Origin of the sequence: Neptuniibacter sp. PT8_73, assembly GCF_047778045.1 — a bacterium.
Taxonomy (GTDB): domain Bacteria; phylum Pseudomonadota; class Gammaproteobacteria; order Pseudomonadales; family Balneatricaceae; genus Neptuniibacter.
The window spans coordinates 156,562-182,445 of sequence record NZ_CP180545.1 but is presented as its reverse complement, the minus strand read 5'-3'; the positions used below and the strand labels follow the sequence as shown (position 1 = coordinate 182,445).

The window sequence follows — 25,884 nt, the reverse complement described above, 5'->3', positions numbered from 1 at the left end:
TTTAATTTTAGATCCGCGGATAAGGATAGAAGTCTTATGAACGCACAATACATCCCACCTAAAGTGTGGAAACATGAAGAGGAAAACGGTGGCACGTGGGCAAGTATCAATCGTCCAGTATCAGGTGCGACTCATCAAGCTGAGCTGCCGAAAGGTAAACATCCATTACAACTGTATTCGATGGGCACGCCTAACGGCCAGAAAGTCACCATTATGCTTGAAGAGCTACTAGCAGTAGGCGTTGAACAGGCAGAATACGATGCCCACATGATTCAGATAGGGGAAGGCGATCAGTTTTCATCCGGCTTTGTGGATATCAATCCCAACTCTAAGATTCCAGCCCTTGTTGATAACTCAGAATCTACGCCAACTCGCGTATTTGAGTCAGGCGCCATCTTACTTTATCTCGCCAAGAAATTTGGTCACTTCCTCTCAGAAAACCCTAGCGAACAGACAGAACAACTTAATTGGCTGTTTTGGCTACAGGGTTCTGCGCCCTATCTAGGGGGCGGGTTTGGACACTTTTACGCGTATGCCCCTGAAAAATTCGAGTACCCCATAGACCGCTTTACTATGGAGGTAAAACGTCAGTTAGACCTGCTGGATAAACAACTGGCGAACAATACCTTTATCGCAGGCGAAAACTACTCCATCGCAGATATTGCTATTTGGCCTTGGTACGGCGAGCTCGTCCGCGGAAACCAATACAGTGCCGCCACCTTTCTAGATGTCGATAGCTATTCCAACCTGCAACGCTGGGCCGAGCAGATCGCGCAAAGACCAGCGGTACAGCGCGGCCGTATCGTCAATCGCACTTGGGGCGAAGCCTGGGAGCAACTACGCGATAGACATCAAGCTTCGGATATAGATCAAGTTCTGAAACTAAAGCTCTGAATAATTACTACAAGCCATCTCAATTTACGTTAACTCAACAGGTTATAAACGCTAATGCTTAAATTTTATTTTCACCCAACCCCTAATCCAATGAAGGTCGCTCTTTTTCTTGAAGAAGCGGGACTAGAGTATGAATTGGTCCCTGTGGATACTTTAAAAGGGGAACAACACAGTCCGGAATACGCGGCAATCAATCCGAATAAAAAAGTACCTGCCATCGATGATGAAGGCACAAAGGTCTTTGATTCCACCGCAATCCTTCTCTACCTTGCAGAAAAACATAATCTCTTTCTGGGGGATGCAGAAGATAAGGCGAAGTTACTCTCGTGGTTGATGTTTATCGCATCAGGCCTTGGGCCTTATTCGGGTCAGGCGGTGCATTTCCAGCGCGCTGCACCTGAGAACCTACCTTACGCGATCAATCGATATCGCCATGAAGCTAAACGCCACTATCAAGTGTTGGATGATCAATTGGCTAACAACACTTATATCGCGGGTGAGACATACACCATTGCGGATATTGCCGCTTGGGGCTGGATTGACCGTGTGCTGCCAGTTTTAGGCGAGAACGAGCTAGATAAGTTCCCTAACCTATCACGCTGGTTCAAAACGGTAGATGCCCGCCCAGCAGTCGCTAAAGCCAGAAGCATCAGCGGTGATATCCAATTTAAATCAGAAATGGACGAAGAAGCGAAACGCGCTTTATTCCCACAGAATTACTAAGTCCGATTAATTCTCCTTGGCTCAATTTATACATGAGCCAAGGAGCCTAAACTCGCAGAATTCACGCCATTTCGCTTACCCCTTCCCCCTTTTCACCAGCAAAGAGCTCAGCCAAACCTTGCCAAAATACTTGACATAGATGCTGAGTTTTTAATAATGTATTAAGAATACATTTATATTGTTATAGGTTTAACGCCGTGCTCAAAAGAGATCGGCGTTTTTTTCGAATACTAAAATGTATTTTTTATACATCTTAATGTTCGTTACACAGCATCATTGATGCTCTAGGGAAAGCATAAAGACTTAGGAAGGTTTCGATTACAGGTGAGAGTAAGAACAATGAAACTAAAAATGAAACTACTGCTATTGGTATTACCGCTGCTTCTGGGGGAAGCCGTGTATGCCGATAGCCAAGCTACCTACCAACAAAAGTGCATGGCATGTCATGACAATGGCGTAGCCGGTGCACCAAAAATGACTGATCGCGGCGCATGGACTGCCCGTGTGGCCGAGCGTGGTCTTGAAGGACTGTACACCAGCGCTCTGAAAGGAAGAAAAGCTATGCCACCTAAAGGGGCCTGCTTTGACTGCAGCGATGAGCAGATTAAGCGGGTTGTTGATTTCATGGTTAAAGGCAACTAATAGCGAGTAATTTATGTTAGCGCAAAGTGTATGGATCTTAACCTTACTCTGCCTGGCGGTACTCGCCCCAGTGTTTGGTTATGTCATTTCCCGATCTACTGAAGAGTGCGATTACGCTGAAGTTCAGCGTAATTGGTACTCCATTAGAGCCAAGTGGTTTCTATTTCTTGTGGTGTTTGGCGTTGGTGTCACAGCGACGACGCTACTGCCATACCCACTGCCTCCACAGTTTTCAGCAACTGACGGCGCAAGCCCAGTAAATGTGATTGGCCAGCAGTGGTATTGGACCATTGACGATACAGAGTATGACGTTGGTGAAACCATTGAGTTTCGCGTGACGTCAGCAGATTCCACCCATGGATTTGGTATCTATGACGAGAGTGGCACGCTTCTTACCCAAACCCAAGCGATGCCGAAATACACCAACCGACTGGTGTATACCTTCGACAAGCCTGGCACCTACAAGGTGCTGTGCCTTGAATACTGTGGTCTGGCTCACCATGCCATGACAGCACAACTAACTGTCAAATAAGGAGGCGTAGATGACTGAACAAATTAACTACAGTGAACAAGAGAATAAGCTTGCTTCACTGGGCATCAAAGCCTACTTAATAACAAGCATGCTGGTCTTCAGTTTGATGATGCTAGCCGGCGTAACGATGCGAGCAGCGCAAGGTACGTTCATCGAAATTGGCGCTGACCTTTTCTACCAGATCATGACAGTACACGGTGCTGGCATGGTAGGCACAGCTGGCTTAGGAGGAACGGCTGTACTGTGGTACTTCCTGCGTAAATACATCAACTTAAGCAGCAAAGTTTTGTGGGTTAATTTCGTTATTTTCCTCATTGGTGTTGTGCTGATCTTGGGCTCAATTTTTGTCGGTAAGTTTGCGGGCGCGTGGACCTTCCTCTATCCACTTCCAGCAAAATCGATGGGCGTTTGGTCGGTAGAATCTGCTGCCGTATTTATGCTCGGACTTTTGTTGATTGGTACCGGCTTCCTGATTCTTTACTTGGATATTGGTATCAAGCTGATTAAGAAGTACGGAAATCTAGGTAATGCACTAGGTTTACCGGTTGTATTTGGCATGAAGCCTGTCGATCCAGATCACCCGACAACCGTCGTTGCTGCGACCATGGTCCTGATCGTTAACTTTATTGGTATTGCTGCAGGTGCCGTTGTTCTGGTGCTGTGCTTATTCAATTTGTACCAACCAGACTACGAACTTGACCCGCTGCTGATCAAAAACCTGATCTACTTCTTCGGCCATGTATTCATTAACGCAACGATCTACTCCGCAGTCACTGCTGTTTATGAACTGCTACCGAAATATACAGGTCGTCCGTGGAAGGTTTCGAAACCGTTCTACTACGCTTGGGCTGCAGCATCACTGATGGTGATGGCGGTGTATCCACACCACTTATTGATGGACTTTGTGATGCCACCTTGGCTACTAGTAATCGGTCAGATCTTGTCTTACTGCAGTGGTATTCCAGTGCTCGCAGTAACAGCGTACGGCGCACTCATGATTGTTTATCGTTCTGGCATCAAGTGGGATCTATGTAGCTCTATGCTACTGCTTTCCATGTTCGGTTGGGCTGGCGGGGTTATTCCGGCAATCATCGACGCCACTGTAACAGTGAACAAAGTGATGCATAACACTATGTGGGTGCCTGGGCACTTCCACTTCTACTTAGTGCTTGGCTTACTGCCGATGATCATTGGTTTCTGCAGCTACCTAGCTGCTAATAGCCAACCATCTAAAGCAGGTGCTATCGGCAAGCTCGCGTTTGCTACCTACTTTGTTGGCGCTATGGGCTTAATCCTGACCTTCCTAGCAAGCGGTGCAGATAGTGTGCCTAGACGTTGGGCGGTTCACTTGCCGGAGTGGCAATACCTATCTCAGCTGGGTGCGATTGCAGGCAGTATGGTTCTGATCGGGTTCCTGATCTTTACCCTACAAAACCTAGCACGTTTACCAAAGGCGAAGATTCAAGATGTTCAAATCACTGATAAGTAGCGCAATTGTATTAGCGCTTGCTGGCGGCGTTTTCTACTACCAGACGCTTGGTTTTGAAGCTTACACAGCTGAAACCAAACGTCGAGTAGAGGTAGAGCGCAACCCTATACCGTCACCACAGGTGACTTTCCAGAACCAAGCGGGAGAGCTTGTATCTTGGGAAGCATTTCAAGGCCAGTACATCATTGCTGACTTTGTTTACACCCGTTGTGAAACTGTCTGCCTAGGACTAGGTGTGGAGTTTGCTCGCTTGCAACGCCAAGCTGCGGATCTTATCAGTGATAGCCAGCTGCAATTGCTCACCATCAGTTTCGACCCTGAAAATGATGGGCCTGAGCAGCTGGCTGAATATCTTAATCGCTTTAAAGCAGATACTGCGTCTTGGAAAGCAGCACGCGTTGAAGACCAAGCGCAGTTGAAGCACCTAAAAGAGACATTTGGCGTCATTGCTATTAATGATGGCGAGGGGGGTTATATCCATAACTCTGCTCTCCACCTTATATCTCCAGAGGGCCAACTGATGAAAATTGTCGATTACAACCATGGCACTGAGTTACTTACGAGTATTCGTCAGAACCTGACCCATTCGGTAGGAGGCACCCATGCTGCAGGCAATGAAGTGGCTATTACTGCTTATTAATCTACTTTTGCTTACGGTCGGCCCACTGAGCGAACTACTCGAAGAGCAGATGGTTCTGCATCTACTGTTTCAATTGCCAGTATTGGTTATTTTTGGTTGGTTTGCGGGTGAGATGCTGCCGAAAAAGAGGCAAACCTCTGCGAATCAATACAACTGGCAAGGGATCACTGGTGTTGTCGTTATTACCGTAGTAGGGCTGTTCTGGATGTTGCCTAGCGCTTTAGATGCGGCTCTGGAGTCGAACATTTATGCCTTTGCAAAGGTAGCTTCGATGTTACTCCTTGGCTGCACATGGTCACTAACACGTCGTTGTATTCATCCACTCGTAAAAGGCGTTTTTCTACTGGAACTATGGGCAATGCTTGGACGATTTGGCTACCTATTCAAAGTATCACCTGATCGCTTGTGTAATAACTATCTATTGGGTGAGCAGCAGTTAGTGGGGCATATCCTACTGACGCTATCGATCGTGATCGGCGTTTTATGGGTCGCCAAAGTGCTATTTGGCAATAACCAAGCCCAAGACAATACAGATCTGCCATCACCCCCTGATGTTAAAGGCTACCTTCATGTATGTAAGTGAAATAACGAAGTTCAGCAATCAAGCTAAACAGCGATGGGAACTGATGACAACACGGCCAAGCAACCTGCTTGTAGGCGCTATGCTTGCCGGAGCTTATGTTGGTTTGGGTATCATTCTGATTATGACCCTTGGACAGGACCTACCTGAAGAATTTAGAAAGCTAGTAATGGGGGCATCATTTGGGATCGCACTTACCCTTGTGGTGTTTGCCGGGTCAGAGCTTTTCACTGGCTATACCATGTACGGCACGATTGCCTGTCTAGAGCGGCAGCTACCTGTCTGCGGGATGATCAAAATGTGCATTTGGATCTGGTTTGGCAATCTTTTAGGCGCGTTAGTTCTAGGTTTGATCTACAAACTCGCAGACGGCGGGCTGATTAAAAGCGCCGATACCACTCTACATACCATCGCTTACAAGAAGATGAATACAGATCTGGTTGCGCTGTTTTTCCGCGCTGTATTGTGTAACTGGTTGGTCTGCCTGGCTATCTGGGTCTCTGCACGTCTAAACAGTGAAGCAGCAAAATGCATTGTTATCTTCTGGTGTTTATTCGCCTTTATCGCATCGGGTTACGAACACAGTATCGCCAATATGACAGTCTTTGCCTTGGCTCTGCTATCTCCAGCCGTGGAAGGTATTTCATTCGCTGGTGCAGCCAACAATCTCTTCTGGGTAACCCTAGGTAACGCTGTAGGTGGCGCCCTCTTTGTAGCTCTCGGTTATTGGTATCAGAGCAATCCGATTACGCCTAGCAAACCCATTGATCAACCTAATCCAGAGCCAAGTCAAAGGTAAGCTTATGAATCTCTTTAAATGGCTAACTGCTGTTCTGATCGTAACGGTGGTCAGCGTGCTTGCGAGTACTGAATCCGAAAACAATAACCAAGTTGAACAGGATAAAGCCGTGCCAGCTATCGAACTAACAGATCTAATTACCGGCGAAGCGATTCAATTTGACCTGATCGAAGGTAACTACATGCTCAACATTTGGGGCAGTTGGTGTGTCGCTTGCGCCCGAGAACATGATTTTTTACTTAAGCTACAAGAATCTGGCGTCAGAATTATCGGTATCTCATATATGGACTCCGCTAACAACGCTTTGGAGTGGTTGAATAAGAAGGGCAATCCATACGCACGCAGTTTAATCGATTCCGAAGGTAAACTCGGTGAAGCGCTAGGGATCAAAGGTGCGCCAGAAACTTATCTGATAGATAGTGCAGGTCGCATACGTTATAAACATATAGGAATTCTTAACGAAGAAAACTGGCCTATTGTTGCAGAAAGATTCAAGCAACTGCAGTAGCGAGAAGCCAAGTAAATGAGCAGAGAGTACCTAAAGGCTAGTGACTCTCTGTCTCTATTTATCTCTATTCCTTTAAACCCGGAATGCGCTCACCGTTTGATTCAACCCTTCCGCCATTCTGGCTAGATCTAAACTAGCCTGAGAGGTCTCTTCAACACTGGCAGCATTCTGATGACCAAGATCATTAATATCGGTCACAGTGCGGGTGGAATCTTCACTTACAAGACTTTGCTCTTCTGCAGCAGTCGCTATTTGGCTCATCATATTGTTGATATGGCTTAATTGATCGACCACTTTCGATAGGGAATCCGAGGATCTTTCAGCCCCTTCAACCAGCGACATCGCTTGAGTCTGAGTCTGCCGCATAGAACTAACCACACGGGTTGATCCATCTTGCAGCCGTTTAATAATCTCAGAGATTTCAGAGGTAGAGTTTTGCGTGCGAGAAGCCAGTTGCCTTACTTCGTCAGCCACAACCGCGAACCCCCGGCCTTGATCCCCTGCCCGAGCCGCTTCAATAGCCGCATTTAGCGCCAATAGATTGGTTTGTTCTGCGATATCCGAAATCACCTGCAGTACGGTACTGATCTCTACGGTGCTGCTATCTAAATCTTTCACCGTATCGGCTGAGTTTTGCAGCTGATTCGATAACTCAGTAATACTCTCTACCGTGTCGATCAAGATATGGTTACTCTCCTGTAGCTCACCATCGGCCCTGTTAACAGAATCATTTACCTCGTTAATGTTTTGCGCCATCTCATTAGATGTGGCGCTCATCTGCTGCATAGAAGCAGATAAGGTATCGGTCTGCGTTTGTTGATTTTGCACATGACAGCTACTTTCCGACATTGCTGTGGCGACCTCCTCCGAGGTTGCTGAAAGCTGGCTACTGATTTCGACGATTTGACCAATCGATTTCTGCAGTTCTTGGCGGGTCATCTCCTGAGACTCCAGCATTTGCGAGATCTCATCGACACCTGTGGTCTTAACATCATGGGTTAAATCCCCTTCCGCTATATGCTTCATGCCTTCCACGGATAATTTAAGTCGACTGGTGATATTGCGCGTGATCAGGATACTCAACGAGATACCGATGGCTAAAGCCGCGATCAGCGTCACCACTATGTTGGTTAAAGCAGACTTCTCATGGGCCAAAGCTGTCTCTGAGGCTTCAAGGGTGAATCTTTCAATCTCCGCCAACAGCTCTTCCAGATGCTTGGTCAATTGATCCGCGGCTTCTTCAACTTGAACAGCCAGTGCCTCTGAACGACCAAACTCTCGATTTTTAATCGCGGTCATAGCCGCCAAACCATATTGCTGGAACTCTTGATGTTCTTTTTCAATCGCTTTTAGCTGTTCCGCAAGCATTGAGAACTCATCGAGTTCACTGGCGTAAACTTTCGAAATAAGCCCTCCGCTCTTGGTTTTAGACAGTTCTAAAATCTCCGACAGCTGCTTTTTGGTAGACCCGATGTGTTTGTCTACTTTGATGCCAAATTCAATAAACTTGTCTTGTTCCCTAGAAAAGCTGTCCTGATAGCTACTCGTACTTTGACCACTTTCACTCTTCAGTAGCCCGACCGTTCCGAAATGAACAGCACGTTCAAAATGAATGGTTTGCTCAAGCTGATATTCGGTAATCTTGGTCATCTTCTCGATCAAAGGGATATCTTTATGGGCAATACTCTCAAGCTCTTTGCCGATCTGATCCATAGATACGATCGCTAGACCAGAGGTCATTAACAAAAGGGAAAGCAGCGATAAAACGAGCAGGGATATTTTTTTGGAAACCGACATTTGATTTAGCATGGCGACTAAAACCTCTTGATTCATCCTTGCAAGATTTCGCAACTCCATAGCCGTGAAGGACTCATTCACTCAAATAAGTCACATCCAACGGATAAATTGGTAATTCAAGAGGCTACAAAATCCATTTGTTGGGTAAGTTCCTTTAGAAATACCCTTTAGGTATAGCACAGGAAATACAGAATACTAAGGAAGAGCCAAGCCATTTTTCGGTCATATCAATGAGACGCTTGGTACAGCACGGAAAATGTTCAGTACCAGTTGAAAATCAATAAGTTGCAATCAATTAAGGAGGGCGGGCAAAAGCCCGCTTTTGGTAACAAAGTAGAACAACGAGCTGATTTAGCTCATATACAGTGGCTCTAACCCAGCTTTGCCTGCCATGGTCCTATTTTCACTGTTGTTCGCAGCCTCAACCTGATTTAACAACCCTTTACCATCCCATGAACAATTATCACTGGCAAAGCAGCTACGATTGAGGAATTCGATCTCGCGTTTGAACTCTGGGCTGACGCTATTGGATAAGTCATTCAGGTGATAACAACCTGCATATTGGTGGCGCGCCCAAATGATCAATTCTGCGCGTGCTTCTTGTGCGTTGTTTGCTAAGCAAGCCGCTTTGAGCTTTTTAAAACTTGGCACCGACTCAACCGCTTTAGCTTCTTCCTTTATCACTTTCTGCTGCGGCTGATGTCTTCTCCATAGCAAAAATGCCGCTGTGGATAAGATAACCCCAATTAAGATACCCACAACCAGCGTTTGCCAAGGTGAAATTTTACTCTCGTTCACAACAACCTGTTGGCTATTTATATTATCCACAGGGCTATTTTCCACGATCTGAGGTTCTTGTGTTTGGGGTGTTGTGGATAACGGCTGTTGTATCTGCGGCGGAGGGTTAGGAGCCAAGGCTGTTGCATCCACTGCAACATCAATATTGATAGCAGGGATGCTCGCAGCTTCCTGTTGCTTAGCCTCAGTATTCCACCAAGGAAGCTGTATTTCAGGTAACGTGACTTTGCCACCGCGTTCAGGAATCACAGTGACTTCAAGTTTAAGACTTAGGGTAAGTTCGCCATCGACATAGTACTGCTCGATTTGCGGTTTGGTTGCGTATTGCTTTAGGCCAGGCACTTCCGGCAATACCAATTCAGGTAACTGCTCTTTTTTCACGCCTGTGGCCTCTAAGGTCAAAGTTCGTGTGACCGGTTCTCCTTGTTTCCAACTGTCGATAGCTCGGTCAAAATCACTACCCAAATTGATCTCTTTCGCTGATAACCAATGCTCGCCGGTAAACTCTGCAGGAATCGGCTGAACCTCAACTTCATAATCTTCTGCAGGCACAAAAATTCTACGTACAGCCCTCGTATTAAAACCTCTAAAAGGATCTGGTCGACCATCTGGAACTTGGCCGCTCAATCGCGCCCCTTGGATCTTTAGGGTGCCACTTTGTTGCGGAGTAATCAGCCATGCCTGCTCTATCACAAGCATACGACGGCCATTCAATTCTTGCTCGTACTGACGCTGTTCACCCAAAGCTTCAATTAAAGCCTTACCCTCGGTCACTTGGGGTTCTTGGATGCCAGCATCATAAATTTTCCGACCCAGAACCAAGCTAGATTGATAGATAATAGGCTGCTGAACGATAGGGGTTTTATCAGATAGGGTAGAAAGGAACTCTACGCCACCATCAACAGCTGAAGGCTGCTTAACTTCAACAACTTCAATGCTATGTTCTTTGCTCTTCTCTCCCTCAAGTTCCAAGGCAGGAATAGTTAACTGGCCTGCTCGCTTTGGAAATAGCGTTAAAACCAGTTTAGTCGTGCTTTTTAGCGAACCGTTTTGGAAAGTTGTACTGGACTGATGACTCCGCCCTAAAATCTGGAAGTCCTTGTGCAGGGGCTCTAGGTCAACTTGGTTAGCCTCATTCGCTGTGATCTTGAGAATCAGGCGGAAAGATTCGCCCTGCTCAATACGATTGCGATCAATCTCGCTGCTGATCGCAGCCATCACTAACTGGCTAAAAAGTATAAGTGTTGCCGCGGTAAATAATTTAATTCCATTTACCATAGTTTATCCTCCGCTGCTGGCTGCTCGGAACGCTGACGATATTGATAGATAAATTTGCGTCGCCACAGACCGGCTGGATCATCTTGAATTCGGTTTAACATCTGCTGATTAGATTGCTCAGTTTCATCCAGAGGCTGCTCTTGCTCTGGGTTCTCACCTTTCTGTTCTTGCTGCTCAGCATCTTTTAGCTTTTCATCCAACTGCTGCTTGAGCTCTTCAGCCATCTGTTGCTGATCTTTTTGCTTGGATGAAGATGATTGATCCATCTGTTGTTGCTGTTCTTGCTGCTGATCGGATGATTGCTCAGAAGAGTTACTCTGATCATTTTGAGAATCTTGGCCTGACTGCTTCTCGTCTTTTTTCTGCTGATCAGATTTGTCTTCTTTGTTCTGATCGCCGCCTTGTTGCTGTTGCTCTTGCTGCTTTAGCAAGTCTTCAACCAGCTTACGGTTATGCAGAGCATCGTCAAAATCAGGCCTTTCAGCTAACGCTTTATCGTAGGCTTCTAGTGCTTTCTCCAACTGCCCGAGCTTGGCCAGTGAATTAGCATGGTTATAGAAATCATTCACAGTTTCTGGCTCAGGTAGACTATCCAACGCCTGTTGATAATCTCCGTTTTCATAGTGAGAGAGCTGTTTCCAACGAGGATCTGTGAACAACTCCGCCGCAGCGCTTTTATCACCCTGTTGATAAATTTCAGCTGCTTGCTGATTTTGAGTTTTCCACAGCCCTTGCCACCAATCAGCATGCGCTGGCTGGGAAACGCCAGCAGAGGCAATTACGACAATAGGTAAGGTCAGATTAAATAAACCACGGCGGAATAAAGGCAGTAAAAAAGGCAATGCCAGCAAGATAAACCAAGGCCCTTCTGCGACCCAACGTTCTATATCTTTATCTACATTTACGGCGGCATTCTCGCCAGATTTGAGGCCAGCGATCAGATAATCGATATCCAGATCGTCCACACGAATTAACTGCGCCTGACCACCACCGAGACCAGCAGCTTCTGTCATCAACCCGATATTCATGGTCGCAATAACTTCATTGCCCTGTTGATCTCGTAAGAATCCATATTCGGTAGGCACAGGTCCACCTTCGGCCGTACCAACGGCCAGAATAGAGATATTACGGCCTTGATTGCGAATACGGCTGGCATCGGCAGCGACTTGAGCTGGTGAGACTTCATCGCTCACCAATAGGATATTTCCGCCTTGAATGTTGGCTTGCACTAACATCTGATCGGCTAACACTAAGGCGCGGTCAGCTCGACTGCCTTGCACCGGCATAATATCAGGGGTCATCGCTGGTAAGGCAGCCAATATAGTATCGCTATCCTCAGTGAGCGGTGTTACCGCAAAGGCATCACCGGCATAAACAATCAGTGCAATTTCTGTATCTGGGAGCTTTTTAAGTAGATCTTTAATCTTAAAATTGGCCCGTTGCAGGCGGCTCGGTTTTAGATCGGTTGCATTCATCGACGCTGACAGATCCAAGGCAAGCACTAAGGCATCACTTTGCTTAAATACCGGTTGCGGTTGTTTCTGCCACACCGGTTGCGTAGCCGCGACTGCGAGCAGGATTACCGCAGCAAATAAACTCCATGGCAACCAATTGCGTTTTAACTTTTGCGCTCCCTGCTGTTTTAACAACGGCAGGAGCTCTGGATCGCAAACCTCAGACCAATCTTGGGCATCAGCACTGCTCTTTTGCAGCCACAAAATAAGCAGAAACGCCGCAGGAATAACCAGCAACCAAAGCGGCTGTTGTAGCTGAAGATCAGAAAACATCAGTTAACCCCCCTTAAGCTGATCGCTAGGATCAATGCCAACACAAAAGCGCCATAGAGCGGCCAGTGGAATAGCGGATCAATAGGGCGGAAGAATTCGGAATCTTGTTCAACCGGCTCTAATTCATCTAGCTCAGCATAGATCTCTGCGAGTTCATCCAGATCATACGCACGGAAGAACCGCCCTCCGGTTTGCTCAGCAATCGCCGTGAGTGTCTTCTCATCCAGATCAGAACCTTGCGCAAAGAAAGAACCTAATACTCCACCTTGGCTACCGCCGCCAACTCCGATAGTGTAAATCTTAAGCCCCTCTGATTTTGCTAACTCCACCGCCTGCAAGGGTTTTAGTACCCCCGCAGTATTACGACCATCAGTGAGCAGAATCAGAATGCGTTGTTCACTTTCCATCTGTTTGAAGCGTTTCACCGCCAAGCCGATAGCATCACCAATTGCTGTCGCTTTACCCGCCAAACCCACTTGAGCTTCGTCTAACAAAGTTTTAACCGTGTCGCGGTCATGGGTCAGAGGCGCCTGTTGATAAGCCTGTTCTGCAAAAAGAATCAGGCCAACACGATCCCCTTCGCGGCGCTTGATAAAATCACCGGCGACTAATCGGGTTGCAGCCAAACGGCTCACCCAACGGCCATTCACCTCAAAGTCCTGCTCCAACATACTTTCTGACAGATCCACCGCCATCATCAGATCACGGCCTTGCAATTGCTGTGGAATCGGCTCGCCTAACCACTGGGGTTTAGCCACAGCAGCTATCAATAGCCCCCAAATAAGGTAAAGCAGCACTAATCGCCATGGAGAGGATTGCGGGGTTGATACACCTTGTTGCGGCCCAACCGCTTGTTCCATCTGATCAAGAAATGGCACATGCAGTGAAGCCCCACCCTGATCCGCTGAAGGCTTAGAAAATCGCCTAACCAACCAAGGCAGAGGTAAAAGTAACCAGAGCCACCACCAAGCAAACTCAAACATAGGCGGGCCCTCGAGCATTACCTTTAGCATTAACTAGCCATGCTTTACAGGCACTCAACAGCGCTTCGGCATCATACTCAGGTGATGCTTGATAAGGCGCTACTGCTAACACCGTTAAAGTATCCGAACGGCTTTGTTTAGCTAAAAAATCGGTCCAAGCGGTTCCATTTAACGCAGCGACTTCTTGGCGAGAATACAGGGTCAGCGCCAGGCGTTTTAACAGTGCATTACACTCTTCTGCCAAAAGCCGTTTATTTTGATGTTGCTGGTAGTTTGCTTGAATGGCGTTAAGCTCTTGTAGCGCCCAACGATTTGGGTTGTTCCGCATTTTCTTCAGGTAGAGATAGCCAAACCAAACCACTGCAATAAATAACGCAATACTGAGCAAAATTAACAACCACCAGCCCGGTGCCAAAGGCCACCAGCCAATCATCTCTGGCTGTTGCATGGGACGCAGAGGAAGCTGGGAAAAGTCCACTAGCTCACCTCCTGAGAATTAAACTGAAATAACGGATGTTGATCCGTTTGCCAATGGGCAAACTCAACGCCACGTAGGTTGTGCAGATTTTGTAATAACTGTAACCGCTGCTGAAACTGGCCACGATATTTAAGCTGTTGTGCCTGATTGGCAGAGACCAGCAATTCGCGCCCTAAGCCGCTAAAACGATACGATTTTCCGCTGCTTGGCAGTCGCTGTTCCAACGGATCGGAGATCAGCACCAGTTTCAATTCGCAACGTTGTGCCAGACGCATCAGATGCAGTTCGGTTTCTTCATCAACATCATGAAAGTCGCTGAAAATATAGAGAATACTGCCACTGCTTAAGATCGACTCTAAGCGCGCTAGAGACTGTGCCAACGAACGCTCAGAACTTTGCTCATTAGGTTCAACGCCTTGAGATAATGCGGTAATCATCTGCATCAACTGCTGACGACTATTACTCGGTTTAAATAGCTGCTCTTGTTGCTCGCTTAGCAACATGCCACCAACACGGTCGCCATTCGCCAATGTGGTCCAGAGGGCCATTGCACTGGCATAAGCAGCCAACACCGATTTAAAGTGTCCACGGGTGGCAAACTGCATACTGTGGCGAAGATCACATAGCAGGAAAACTGGACGTTCGCGTTCTTCTCGATAAAGCTTGGTATGCGCTTCACCAGTACGTGCCATCAAGCGCCAATCCAAATGACGAATATCATCACCCGGTTGATATTCACGCACATCATCGTATTCCATACCACGGCCTCGGATATGACTCAGATGATGACCTTCACGAATCGCCATGCGCTCACGGCTATTCTGTCGCGCAGGCGGCCAAAATCGTAAGCTAATAAGCTCATCCACACTTATTAGGTGTCGTGCGGATGGTACAGGCCTTGGGCTTGCTTCCCCTAAGAACATAGATTGATCCCTAAGGTACCGCCACGCGGTTGATCAGTTCGGCGATCAATTTATCTTTATCTAAACCGCGCGCTTCAGCCACATAGCTCAAGCCGATACGATGCCTTAACACGCTAGGTACAATCTCTTGGATATCATCTGGGGTCACAAAATCACGTCCAGCCAACCAAGCTTTAGCACGAACAGCGCGATCCAATGCGATACTCGCACGTGGGCTTGCGCCAAAGACTAAGCTATCTTTCAGATCGTCTCCGTAAGCTTCTGGATTACGTGTCGCCATCACCAGTGCGATCATATAATCCTCAAGGTTATCCGCCATGTAGACCTGCATAATGCTGGAGCGAGCTGCGAATAACTCCTGCTCAGTCAGCGCAACATCAATATGAGCGGCTTCCCCCGCTAACTCGGAGTTATGCTCGTCACGCACTAAACGCAGGATCTCTTTCTCTTGATTATGGTCTGGGTAGTCAACGCGGATATGTAGCATAAAACGGTCTAGCTGAGCTTCGGGTAGTGGATAAGTCCCCTCTTGCTCCAGCGGGTTTTGCGTCGCCATCACCATAAAGAATTTAGACAGTGGATAAGTTTTACCTGCAACCGTGACTTGTCGCTCCGCCATCGCTTCTAGTAAAGCAGACTGTACTTTGGCTGGCGCACGGTTGATCTCATCCGCTAATAATAAGTTACAAAACAGCGGTCCCTGACGGAAACTAAACTCGCCTTTTTGCGTGTTGTAGATCTCAGTACCGGTAATATCGCTTGGCAGTAGATCCGGCGTAAATTGAGCACGATGGAACACGCCTTCTAACAGATCACTTAAGGCATGTACTGTACGCGTCTTCGCCAAACCTGGAGGGCCCTCCAGTAAAACATGGCCATCCGTAAGCAATGCAATCAACAGATGCTCAACCAAGGCTTCCTGCCCAATGACTTTCTGCTTTAAAGCCTCTGATAATCCGATCAGTTTACTCTGCAAGGTTTGACTCGATGCCGTATTTGCAGTGGCTTCTACTGTCATTCTAAGCTCCTGTTTTTATTAATTTTGCACAATGACGTTACGAATGAGATGCTTATTTATATGCGGTTAGCATCCCTATTTTCAACTCTGCCACTAGATCTATTTTCACCCGTCTAAAGGCGGAGATCGTTGGTCACTTAAGTTGAGGAATAGTTCCTAATCCAACTCAACAACCAATCGCGATCACCCCATAGTTCTAACAAACCTCCGGAAAAAGTAACAAACGTATCATTTGTGCAATAAGAGGTAACTGATAAGTATTATCAATACCTTTATATTCTTTTCATAGCTGTTACTGCTGCATTTTTAGGCAAAGTGCAGTGTGGCTGACCACCTAAGAATCAAAGTACTTATGAACCAAAAGCTAGATATAACCGATCAAGACCTCAAGCAAGAGACTCAGACAAAACCGAAAAGGAAGCTCTCTGGCCAATATATTGCCTTTTTGATCCATAGTTTTTTTGGTTTGAAAATAACGCTGATTCTGACCTTAGTATTGGCGTCTGGAACGCTGGCGGTGATTGCTCAAGAGATTGATTGGTTGCTAATGCCAGAGATGCGCGTAACGCCTATGGAGACCCGATTAAATGAAGGTATCTTGTTAGATAAACTGCAAGCGGCTTATCCAGAAAATGGCCTGAGCAATTTTCAACCCAATGCTAATTTCCCATACACCGCGGCCAGCGCCATGTTTAACGATAGCAATGGTGGCTTCAGAAACGCTTGGATTAACCCTTACACCGGTGAAGTCTTAGGTGACACCCAACTTCTAACAGTAGGTAATTTCCTGAATTTCCTACATACCACCCTATTCCTACCCGTTGTGGGCCGAAGTGTCGTAAACGCATTCGGTATTTTTACGATTATCTCTTTAGTTGCCGGATTGATCGCTGCACCTAATTTCTGGCGTTACTTTTTCCGCACACCGCGCATGAATAATATGCGCGCATTTTTAGGCGACTTTCATAAGATCGTTGGTGTTTGGAGCATCTGGTTTTTAGTGATTATCGGCGTATCAGGAACTTGGTGGTTCTATCAGGTGCCGTTAGTTCTATACGCTGACGCACCAAAGCTGCATGAGCCTTATGATCGCAAACCACTGCTCGACTACGCCGAACTCGATAAGTTTGGTAGCCAAGCGCCTACGGCCCTAAGAAGCGATCAAATTGTCGATATCGTTAAGAAAGAATATCCAAATTTTGAGATCACTCGCATGGTGCCACCTGAGCACATTGCAGATCCGTATGAGATTGGAGGTTCTCAAGGAGAATGGCTGATACGAGGGGGAGGAAACCGCATCTGGATCAACCCTTATGATGGCACCATCATTAATCAATCCATGGCTGACTCATTCACCTTTATGCAACGTTTTGATCTAGCGATGCACCCTCTTCACTACGGCACATGGGCTAAATCTGGCGCAACTGACTTGATCGTAAAATTCATCTGGTTTGTATTCGGTGCGTTAATGACCGCCCTCTGTGTGACCGGCCTAATTATCTATTACAAACGTACCAAACGGGCTTCGCGTATAGTCTCCAATCGCAGCCCAGGAATTAAAAGGCTAATCAAAGGCTGGCGTATTGTTCGCCCATGGGGCGGCCCTATGGGTGTTTTCAAATATCTGAATATCTTAATGCTGGTTGGTGTTGGTTTTGGTACCAGCGTTGTATTAACACTAGCAGTGCAGGGCGTATCCAATGCAGGTTTTGAATACACTCAAAAACCTTTAGGCCCTTGGGAAGTTAAAGTAAACGCGTTTGCCGGTTTCCTTGAAAAAGATCTACCGCCAATTAGAGAAGGAGGGCGTACCAACTTCTCGGTCAAAATTCCGAAAGATTCTTTGAGTGAGATTAAATTTATCTACGCCCGCGTAGGTAAACCGAGAACATTAAGAGCTCCCGGCACGCTGATCCATGGCCCTCTTGGCGCTAAGCATGTTCATTATCAACTGCCGAAAAAGATTCGCGATAACGCTGAACTCTGGGTTACCGCAATCACTTGGAGTGGTGATGTTTACCAAGCTAATTGGCCATTAATGCCTGATGGCAAGGAGACTATCGATGTTCGCTAAACAAGCAATCGTATTCGGAGCATTAGCTCTGCTATCTGCACCTTCGTTCGCCCATAGCATTTTCCTAAACTGCTCTACAGCCATTGAACTGATTGAGTGCAAAGGCAGTTTTTCAGACGGCTCTGCGGCGAGTAACTTCCCGTTTGAAGTCATTTCCTATGAAGATGAGTTACTAGTCAAAGGCCAAACGGATAAAGACTCGGCATTCAGCTTTCCAACACCAGATCAGGACTACTACATCTTATTAGATGCAGGTCCGGGCCATGTTGTTGAGCTCGATATGCTTGATGTGCAGTAAATTTTTATCACCCACCACATTGGCTGGTTTATAAAAACTTAATCCAGCCAATTGTGACTTCACTGTACTCAAATACCTTCGAAATATTCCTCTCATAAAAACTTCTTCAACCTGTCATCTAAACGTCACCCGGCATAGATAGTTTTGGCGGCATAAATTTATAAGACTTTCCATAAAGGTATTTTCAATGTCTATGCTGCACGGTTCTCACCCTCTTAAAGCGTTAGCCTTAGCTGTTGGCGCAACTTTGCTTACAACTACGGCTTATGCTGCCCCTATTCATGTAACTAATGGTAATGACAGCGGCGAAGGTTCCATGCGTGCAGCACTGATCGCTGTTGCTGAAGGTATAGCAGATAGCGTCATTGTTACTAGCAAAGACGATATCATGATCAACACCACTCTGACTTATACTGGTCAGGCACCTATCGCAATCTACGGTAACGGCCAGATCATCAAAACTGCAAAAAACACCGATTTGCTGGCTGTATCTCAAGGCGCGGACCTGAATATCAGCGGTCTTAAATTTGAAGGACCTGGCGGTTTTAGCATCCAAAACCGCGGTGACCTAACAGGCGCAGCTGGTAAAGGTATCTTCGTTAACCTACGAGATAACCAAACTGGAACCCTAACCGTGACACTCAATGACGTTGAGGTTAGCGGTGTTGCTTATCACGGTATCCACATCTCTGATTGTGATATTGCCAAAAATTGTGGTGCAGGCGCAGGCGGCGAAGGCGGTGGTTCTCCAGCCTCTATCGCAGTAAATGCATACAACCTAAACATCCACAATGTCGGCTATGGCCGCGTAGATGGCGATGGTCTTCGAGTCGATGAACGTAACGAAGGCAACATACTATTTACCGCTCATAACTCTCGCTTCAACAAAGTAGGCGCTGACGGTGTTGAGCTGGATGAAGGTCAGAATGGCGACGTGATTGTTAACGTGAGCAACGTCGATTTCTCTAACAATGGTGGTTACTGCCAAAAAGACCTTCTACAACCTCTTCTACCATCCCCAGTAGAAGCTGAGTTTAAAGATGGCGAGATGTCTGCTGACAAAGTACCTGCTGAGATTACCGGTTCCGCTGATGACAAATGCTTTGAACGCGAAGTTGATCTATATGCTTCCGGCTCAGTTGAAGCTTACGAGTTTGGTATCGATTTCGATGATGGTTTTGATATCGATGAAGCGGGTAACGGTAGCATCAAGACCGTCCTTTACTCTTCGACTATCCACAATAACCTAGATGAAGGTCTAGACTTTGACGAAGAAGGTGAAGGCGATATCGAGATCACAGTGATTGACTCTGCTGCATCAGGTAACACCGATGATGGCTTCAAAATGACGGAAGAGGAAAACGGTAACCTCACCGCTCTAATATCTTCTGGTCATGCCGACAAAAACGGCGGTAAAGGCATTGTGCTAGAAGCTAAAGATGCAGGTAACGTTGCAGCTCTCATCGAAAACAGCACGACCGCAAATAACGACAGTGGTAAAAAATCCGGCCTTAAGATAAAAGGCAAAGGTGTAATCACCCTGAAAGCCTCTGAGATCACTGATGGCTTTAAAGCGAAGAAAGCTGAAATCGTAAAAATCTAAGCCTCAACAGATAAACAACAAAGGGGAGCACTATGCTCCCCTTTTCGTCGCAATTAATGCGACCTTTCCGTTCGAGCTACAGCAGTCTCGGTTCCTAAGCTAGTATTGAAACCATCTAACTTGGTTTTAGGAACCTTCTTGAATGGACTTCACTAGCCTACCTATACATAGCTTCTACCTAATGGTTTCGGTGGTCAGCCTTCTAGTGATCGCCTCGATCATCTGCTTTCTGAAGAAGCAGGCTCATCCAGATAGAGACTACACCGAGTTATGGCTACGAATCCGCAGTTGGTGGATTATGATCGGGCTGATTTTTGTCGTTTTGTTATTGAGTCCAACGGCAACCATTATCTTCTTTGGCTTTCTCAGCTTTCTGGCGCTCAAAGAGTTTCTCTCAATCACACCTATTCGACTTTCTGATCGACGAACGCTGTTCTGGGCTTATCTAGCTATCCCAGTGCAATACTACTGGGTGCATGACGCTTGGTACGGAATGTTCATAATCTTCATTCCAATCTACCTCTTCCTGATTTTGCCAACACGTATGGTTCTGACCGGCGATACCCGCGGTTTTATTAGATCGGCAGGGATTATTCATTGGGCAACCATGCTAACCATTTTTGCGATCAGCCATATCCCTTTTTTACTGGTGCTACCCGAAAAAAACGTCGATGCTGGCCCTATCGGTTTAGTCTTGTTTCTGATCTTTATTACTCAATTGAACGACGTCGCTCAATACGTATGGGGCAAGAGCTTCGGCCGACATAAAATCATCCCCAAAGTCAGCCCAAACAAAACCTGGGAAGGTTTTATTGGTGGGGTCTGCACCATCATGGTTGTAGCAAGCATCGCTAGCCCATGGCTAACTCCGATGTCTTGGTATGAAGGACTGGCAGCGGGTGCAATTATTGGTATCGGAGGATTCTTTGGAGATGTCGTTATAAGCGCAGTGAAACGCGACCTACACATTAAAGACAGCGGTACGCTGATCCCCGGTCATGGTGGCATATTGGATCGAATGGACAGCCTAATGTTCACCGCGCCTCTTTTCTTCCACTTTGTCTATTACTTACATTACTGAGCAGGAGATTCAGTATGTGGATTCGTCTATTAAAGATACTGTTTTTTGCCCTAATCGTCCGCCCCGTCGTTTTGATAGTTCTTGGGCTCAACATCCGTAACAAACAATGGTTGCCCGAAACTGGGCCGGCGGTGATCGTCGCTAATCACAATAGTCACTTAGATACCTTAGTATTGATGTCACTCTACCCTTTGAGTCAGATCCATAAGGTTCGTCCAGTAGCAGCAGCGGACTACTTTCTAAAACACAAAGCCTTAGCTTGGTTTGCTCTCAATATCATCGGCATTATTCCGCTGGATCGCAGCAACTTTAAACGCGACTTGTTTAAGCAGTGCCATGAAGCATTGGATCGAGGTGACATTTTGCTGATTTTTCCGGAAGGAAGTCGTGGCAACGCCGAGCAACTCAGTAAGCTAAAAGGTGGTGTACATCACCTTCTTAAAGATGGTCGTAGCAACACTCCGGTATGTCCGGTGATGCTACATGGCTTAGGTATGGCCTTGCCAAAAGGGACAGCGCTTTTGGTCCCTTATAATTGTGATGTCATTATTGGCGAACCAACCACTATCCCAAATAGTAGCCGAGAGTTTATCGAACAGTTGGCTGAAACTTTCCAACAACTATCCTTGCAATGCCTAACTCGCCATCAAGCATTAGATGACTCCACCAGCAAAGAAGCTGATTAAGCACTTTTTAACTCAGCCAAAGCAGCCCTAGCCCGATTAAAGATCGTCAGTAAAAGCAGAAGGTTTATTAACGCGAGCACCCAAGTCGTCCAACCCTCTAACGGCACGCCAAAAGCATAAAGCGTGGCAAGCAGACCAAAGAATACTGCCCGATCACTCTTTCCTGAAGGTCCATCATAACGGCGACTTGCCCCTATCTGCACTGCAACCACACCGATCATTTCACTCATAATAGCTAAGAGCGTTAACAGCACCAGCAAAGGACTATTTACTCCGGGCAAGCACGCAAACATTAAAAACAGAGCGCTATCGGAGATAACATCGCCCATCTCATTAAGAATCGCGCCTAACGGCGTAGCCATATTATGCTCGCGAGCCAACATGCCATCGATATTGTTCATCGCCATGCGAATGAACATCCATACAGGCACCAGTAGCCAAATTAGAGGCGAACTTTGCAGAAATATTTGAGCCAGATATAAGCCAACGGCCAACACAATTGAGCCAACCATCGCAGCCACTGTGACTTGATTGGCACTGACCCCTTTTGCTGCCAAACGATTAGTAACAGGGCGTAAGAGATCTGAAAAAGCTGACTTCAATTGATAAACGCTAGGCATCGTTATAATTCCATTTAAAAAAGAGCAGGTTGCAGAAATAGACCAAACGCACAGATAGATATGATCAACTGACTCATAAAGCAAAACATTTGCCTTCTAGCCAAGTCCTTCACACCACTTAGACGACTACTTAGATCACGTTGATTTAGCCGCTTCGCTTTAGCAGTAAAGAGCTGTGCTAAAGCTCGATCAAATGACTCTATTCCCATTTTCATGAGGAGAGGCAGTAGCTTTCTATCTAAAGCGACTCGCCAGTTAAAATAACCCTGCGCTAAGCCGATTACGAATCCCAATAGGGCTAAGCCCTGTACAGTGGGGTTAGCTCCGAATAACAGTAATAATACACAGCTACCACTTAACAAAAGAGAGTAGCTGTTCACCTGCTTCAACGAATCCAGTGTGGCCATCAGCAAATCTGCTTCAGCTACTATTTTAGAGTGACCCATAACCAACCTCTGAATGTTTGCTAGCAAAGTCAGATAACAGTTTTTTCTGGCTCTCAGTTATCACACAGCCTGAACGAACTTGTTTTACCCATTCAAGCGCGTCATCAACGCTTTGTACTTTTGCAGTCAAAAGCAACCAACCCGCGACAACCAAAGCACTACGAGAAAGACCAAGCGCACAATGAATAAGTACAGGCTTATTGGCTTTGGTTAACTGATCTAATTCCATCACTGCCTTTTCAAACTGCTCTGGTTCAGCCGTCACTAGATCCAACATAGGTACCCGACGATATTTATCTGTCTGAGGGATTCTCGGGCTCATTTCTGCAGTGACATTTAGAATAGCCTGCATACTATCTCTTCGTTCAAATGATGGTACGCATCCCAACCAAATATTCGGTATAACCTCCACTTGGTCGGCACGCTTTAGGCTAAACAAATAAGCACTTACTCTTGCACCTACTAAGTGAGGCGCGAGCATAATCGCAGCAGCGATACTCATCCGGTTATCATCGTGTTGAAAAACTGCCGTACCTACTCCCGCGTAAGCGATAGATACAGTGGTCAAAGAAACTGCCGGCCAAAGTAATAACCAAGCCCATCCTTCCAAAGTAAAGGCGGCAATCACCAGCAAGACTGTGGCCAGTGCATATCTAACTGCTAAACGCCAACGGTCTGAATCTTGATGTTTTTCCCATCGCCATTTAAACGAGTTATCAGGCACTAGGTAGGTCAAGAACAGAGCAACCACTAAACCACCGATAACGTCAATAAAGTGATGCTGCCAAGTGGTCAGCACTGATACCCCTATCAGCAACATCCAACCATGCATCATCCACCTACAAAAACCATTCTTGATCTGTTGATTAAATATCATCCAGATCAGCACAAGTAAACTGATGTGTAGTGATGGTGCTTGATTATAGGGTTTATCAAAGCTGGTTAGCAGATCAAAAAGACTACCGTAAAAACCGCTGGTTTCTGGACGCGTCAACGTGAATTGCAAAGGCCAAATTAAAAAGCAGACAACGGACACTAATGTCGCCAATAGTAAGCGTGAACCATGCCGATCTAAGTGCGCCTTACTGCTGCAAATAAATAACGAGAGCGCGTAGAGCAGGTCGATCGACATATAAGGCACAATACTCCAATCCCAGAAAGGGATATGTTGCTCCCATGCAAAGACAATCTGACCTACATCCTCACGCGTCGCTGTAAACGTATTAACCGCCCCGTAAGTGATAAAAAAGAGCGGCCCCAGAAATAGGAGCCACTTTAACGCTCGAGGCCAAAGAGCAGTTTGGTTATCCTCGATAAAGGACTTTTGGATAGCGTTCATAGCCAACCTCAGCCCTACGCATCAATTCGCTGAGCAATGGAAACGGTGAAAATGCCCCATTTATCAATCAACTGATCGACTTTACGGAAGCCAGCTTGCTCAACCAGTTGATCCATTTCAGCCTGCGAGCGACAGCGCATTACCCAAGGCTGACCATCGCGATGACTCGTAAGACAGCGTGCTATCAACTCCTGCTGTGGATGCCACGGTTGATTGGTATAGATAAGATAACCACCCTCTTTGATTGCTTCAGCCAGACCAGCTAGCGAGTCTCTGATTAGATGATTCTCTGGGAATAGTTCATACAACCCGGACACAATAGCCACCGTTGCAGTAGGCTCTATCGTCGCTAGCGATTCCTTATCAAACGCATCACCTTGAACAAAATTACCAATACGATCAAAACCACGTTCCATTAAGGCTTTTGCTCCAGCCTCGACATTGATCTCGCTAAAATCTCGCAATAGCAGACTATCGATATCTTCACGGCGTTGATCTATCGCATCCAGAACATAACGCCCCTGGCCTGCAGCAACATCCACAATGCGTACTGGCTGATCCTGCTGATGCACCTGATCAATGGCTCTGTTGATCAAAACTTCTAGGTTCGTCTTACGCTGGCGAATACCCCGCCAGCCAATACTATTGAGATAGTTTTTATCGATCTGACGACCCAACCAGCCTTTACCTTGCGGCTTATTCTGATAGACGTAATCCAGTGTACCGCCGGAATCAAAACCCGTTTCTTGGCCTATACGATAGCCTTCCGATAACTTCGCTGCCGTAGCGATCATCTTTTGTAACGAGTTCCAGTAATGGCGTTTCAGGCCTGTCACAGGTGTGGCGTAGCCCATCTGCTTTTGAAAGCTCGCGCCCTGCTGATCTTCATGATTTAGATCAGCCGTACTGAGAGGTGTTCGAAAAGATTCAGCAAGAAAGCTTCGAACCTCCACTAATGCACGCTCACGCTCTTGCTCACCCAAGGTGTCATGGAAAAATCCTAGCAGTTCAACAATACGCTTTTTCTCACTGCCTAAACGCGCCATAAACTCATACTGTGGGCCTTTCTCCACCACCCAATCATCACCCGACACTAATGTTAACGTTGGGGTAGTGATCGCATGCGCATCTTCAACACAACGCTTCGCAGCTTTATCCAAATCAAGCAGCAAATTTGAAGCGATAGGTCGGGTAATCAGTGGATCTTGGTTATAACTTTGAATGCGTTCTGGGTCATGACTAAGATGATGCGCTTTCACATAAGAGTTGACTGTAAATACGCCAGAAACCTTCTGTCGGGTCGCAATCATTGCTAGGGCACCCGGTAGATACAGCTTAATTTTGAATGCTGGAGCAGCCAGTACCATTGCTCTGATTTTGGGTGCGTAATCGTGCACCCAAGTGCTAACAAGAACCGCCCCAACGCTTTGACCCAGCACGACAATCTCATCTGTATTGAAACCATGATAAGTACAAATATGCTTGACGAAGCAGTCCACATCTTTGACAAGTTCGGCAAAACTTTCTGCATGCCCCCGCTCACCCGGCGATTTGCCCAAGCCTCGAGTATCCCAAGCAAAGAAGCTGGTATCTTCCATCGCCAATTCATCAACTAAATGCGCCATGCGGCCACCATGCTCATGACCACGATGAAACATCACCACCGCTTTTTTAGCTTTCTTGGCAGCGGACACAGATGTATTTGAGAAAGAGTCATTTGAAGGTGCGACACTAGGCCAATGGCGATAAAACAGCTCAATATTATCGTGGCTAGAAAAAGTCAGCTCTTCACATAGGCGAGTTGCACAACTTGCGTTCTGGATTGTCACTGGCTGATTCATGTTGAGTTTCCATTTGTTGGTTAAGGA

The 25,884-nt window shown here is 46.5% G+C and carries 25 protein-coding genes; 14 read left to right on the top strand and 11 right to left on the bottom strand.

Going from position 1 to position 25,884, the window contains the following annotated elements; all coding sequences use genetic code 11:
* The first annotated feature begins 36 nt into the window (after positions 1-36).
* From yghU to ACMXYN_RS00760, 9 genes are all read left to right on the top strand, one after another.
* Positions 37-894, top strand: a complete 858-nt coding sequence (yghU, locus tag ACMXYN_RS00800; protein WP_415893065.1) for a glutathione-dependent disulfide-bond oxidoreductase — start codon at positions 37-39, stop codon at positions 892-894.
* A 54-nt stretch (positions 895-948) separates the two neighbouring features.
* Positions 949-1,617, top strand: coding sequence for a glutathione S-transferase family protein (locus ACMXYN_RS00795; RefSeq protein ID WP_415893064.1), 669 nt, complete (start codon positions 949-951; stop codon positions 1,615-1,617).
* Between the two features lie 351 nt (positions 1,618-1,968).
* A complete protein-coding gene (locus tag ACMXYN_RS00790; protein ID WP_415893063.1) occupies positions 1,969-2,259 on the top strand; it encodes a c-type cytochrome in 291 nt (96 codons plus the stop codon).
* A gap of 13 nt (positions 2,260-2,272) precedes the next feature.
* Positions 2,273-2,791 carry a hypothetical protein gene (locus ACMXYN_RS00785; RefSeq protein WP_415893062.1) on the top strand — a complete coding sequence of 173 codons (519 nt, stop codon included), beginning with the start codon at positions 2,273-2,275 and terminating at the stop codon, positions 2,789-2,791.
* 10 nt (positions 2,792-2,801) lie between these two features.
* Positions 2,802-4,280, top strand: a complete 1,479-nt coding sequence (locus ACMXYN_RS00780) for a cbb3-type cytochrome c oxidase subunit I (RefSeq protein ID WP_415893061.1) — start codon at positions 2,802-2,804, stop codon at positions 4,278-4,280.
* The gene (locus ACMXYN_RS00775) at positions 4,258-4,920 is read left to right on the top strand and encodes an SCO family protein (protein WP_415893060.1); all 663 of its coding nucleotides are present in this window, start codon (positions 4,258-4,260) and stop codon (positions 4,918-4,920) included. Before ACMXYN_RS00780 ends, ACMXYN_RS00775 begins: the two co-directional genes overlap by 23 nt.
* On the top strand, positions 4,883-5,503 hold the full coding sequence (locus ACMXYN_RS00770; RefSeq protein ID WP_415893059.1) for a hypothetical protein: 621 nt from the start codon (positions 4,883-4,885) through the stop codon (positions 5,501-5,503). The genes ACMXYN_RS00775 and ACMXYN_RS00770 overlap by 38 nt, the downstream gene beginning before the upstream one ends.
* Before the next feature lie 43 nt (positions 5,504-5,546).
* Positions 5,547-6,299 (top strand): formate/nitrite transporter family protein, encoded by a 753-nt coding sequence (locus tag ACMXYN_RS00765; protein WP_415893058.1) that lies wholly within the window; start codon positions 5,547-5,549, stop codon positions 6,297-6,299.
* 4 nt (positions 6,300-6,303) lie between these two features.
* Entirely contained in the window at positions 6,304-6,807 is a 504-nt protein-coding gene (locus ACMXYN_RS00760; RefSeq protein WP_415893057.1) for a DsbE family thiol:disulfide interchange protein, read from the top strand.
* Between the two features lie 72 nt (positions 6,808-6,879).
* Here ACMXYN_RS00760 and ACMXYN_RS00755 read toward each other — a convergent pair whose 3' ends face one another.
* From ACMXYN_RS00755 to ACMXYN_RS00725, 7 genes are all read right to left on the bottom strand, one after another.
* Positions 6,880-8,664, bottom strand: coding sequence for a methyl-accepting chemotaxis protein (locus ACMXYN_RS00755; protein ID WP_415893056.1), 1,785 nt, complete (start codon positions 8,662-8,664; stop codon positions 6,880-6,882).
* Positions 8,665-8,955: 291 nt separating this feature from the next.
* Positions 8,956-10,680, bottom strand: coding sequence for a BatD family protein (locus ACMXYN_RS00750; protein WP_415893055.1), 1,725 nt, complete (start codon positions 10,678-10,680; stop codon positions 8,956-8,958).
* Entirely contained in the window at positions 10,674-12,467 is a 1,794-nt protein-coding gene (locus tag ACMXYN_RS00745) for a VWA domain-containing protein (protein WP_415893054.1), read from the bottom strand. Before ACMXYN_RS00745 ends, ACMXYN_RS00750 begins: the two co-directional genes overlap by 7 nt.
* Positions 12,467-13,450: a vWA domain-containing protein gene (locus tag ACMXYN_RS00740; RefSeq protein WP_415893053.1), complete on the bottom strand. Its 984-nt coding sequence runs from the start codon at positions 13,448-13,450 to the stop codon at positions 12,467-12,469. Before ACMXYN_RS00740 ends, ACMXYN_RS00745 begins: the two co-directional genes overlap by 1 nt.
* Entirely contained in the window at positions 13,443-13,928 is a 486-nt protein-coding gene (locus tag ACMXYN_RS00735; RefSeq protein ID WP_415893052.1) for a DUF4381 domain-containing protein, read from the bottom strand. The genes ACMXYN_RS00740 and ACMXYN_RS00735 overlap by 8 nt, the downstream gene beginning before the upstream one ends.
* Positions 13,928-14,851, bottom strand: coding sequence for a DUF58 domain-containing protein (locus ACMXYN_RS00730; protein WP_415893051.1), 924 nt, complete (start codon positions 14,849-14,851; stop codon positions 13,928-13,930). Before ACMXYN_RS00730 ends, ACMXYN_RS00735 begins: the two co-directional genes overlap by 1 nt.
* Before the next feature lie 10 nt (positions 14,852-14,861).
* Positions 14,862-15,869: an AAA family ATPase gene (locus ACMXYN_RS00725; protein WP_415893050.1), complete on the bottom strand. Its 1,008-nt coding sequence runs from the start codon at positions 15,867-15,869 to the stop codon at positions 14,862-14,864.
* A gap of 352 nt (positions 15,870-16,221) precedes the next feature.
* Here ACMXYN_RS00725 and ACMXYN_RS00720 point away from each other — a divergent pair, with 352 nt between their 5' ends.
* From ACMXYN_RS00720 to ACMXYN_RS00700, 5 genes are all read left to right on the top strand, one after another.
* On the top strand, positions 16,222-17,943 hold the full coding sequence (locus ACMXYN_RS00720; RefSeq protein ID WP_415893049.1) for a PepSY-associated TM helix domain-containing protein: 1,722 nt from the start codon (positions 16,222-16,224) through the stop codon (positions 17,941-17,943).
* The gene (locus ACMXYN_RS00715) at positions 17,933-18,241 is read left to right on the top strand and encodes a hypothetical protein (protein WP_415893048.1); all 309 of its coding nucleotides are present in this window, start codon (positions 17,933-17,935) and stop codon (positions 18,239-18,241) included. Before ACMXYN_RS00720 ends, ACMXYN_RS00715 begins: the two co-directional genes overlap by 11 nt.
* 187 nt (positions 18,242-18,428) lie before the next feature.
* Positions 18,429-19,844: a hypothetical protein gene (locus tag ACMXYN_RS00710; RefSeq protein ID WP_415893047.1), complete on the top strand. Its 1,416-nt coding sequence runs from the start codon at positions 18,429-18,431 to the stop codon at positions 19,842-19,844.
* Positions 19,845-19,986: 142 nt separating this feature from the next.
* Positions 19,987-20,925, top strand: coding sequence for a phosphatidate cytidylyltransferase (locus tag ACMXYN_RS00705; RefSeq protein WP_415893046.1), 939 nt, complete (start codon positions 19,987-19,989; stop codon positions 20,923-20,925).
* Positions 20,926-20,939: 14 nt separating this feature from the next.
* A complete protein-coding gene (locus ACMXYN_RS00700) occupies positions 20,940-21,611 on the top strand; it encodes a lysophospholipid acyltransferase family protein (RefSeq protein ID WP_415893045.1) in 672 nt (223 codons plus the stop codon).
* On the opposite strand, the gene ACMXYN_RS00695 is transcribed toward ACMXYN_RS00700, so the two are convergent.
* The 4 genes from ACMXYN_RS00695 to ACMXYN_RS00680 are packed head-to-tail and all read right to left on the bottom strand — an operon-like array spanning position 21,608 to position 25,857.
* Positions 21,608-22,231, bottom strand: a complete 624-nt coding sequence (locus tag ACMXYN_RS00695) for a CDP-alcohol phosphatidyltransferase family protein (protein ID WP_415893044.1) — start codon at positions 22,229-22,231, stop codon at positions 21,608-21,610. The genes ACMXYN_RS00700 and ACMXYN_RS00695 overlap by 4 nt on opposite strands.
* A gap of 14 nt (positions 22,232-22,245) precedes the next feature.
* Entirely contained in the window at positions 22,246-22,677 is a 432-nt protein-coding gene (locus ACMXYN_RS00690; RefSeq protein WP_415893043.1) for a hypothetical protein, read from the bottom strand.
* On the bottom strand, positions 22,664-24,016 hold the full coding sequence (locus ACMXYN_RS00685; protein WP_415893042.1) for a phosphatase PAP2/dual specificity phosphatase family protein: 1,353 nt from the start codon (positions 24,014-24,016) through the stop codon (positions 22,664-22,666). The genes ACMXYN_RS00690 and ACMXYN_RS00685 overlap by 14 nt, the downstream gene beginning before the upstream one ends.
* A 14-nt stretch (positions 24,017-24,030) precedes the next feature.
* Entirely contained in the window at positions 24,031-25,857 is a 1,827-nt protein-coding gene (locus ACMXYN_RS00680; RefSeq protein WP_415893041.1) for a bifunctional alpha/beta hydrolase/class I SAM-dependent methyltransferase, read from the bottom strand.
* Between the last annotated feature and the right edge of the window lie 27 nt (positions 25,858-25,884).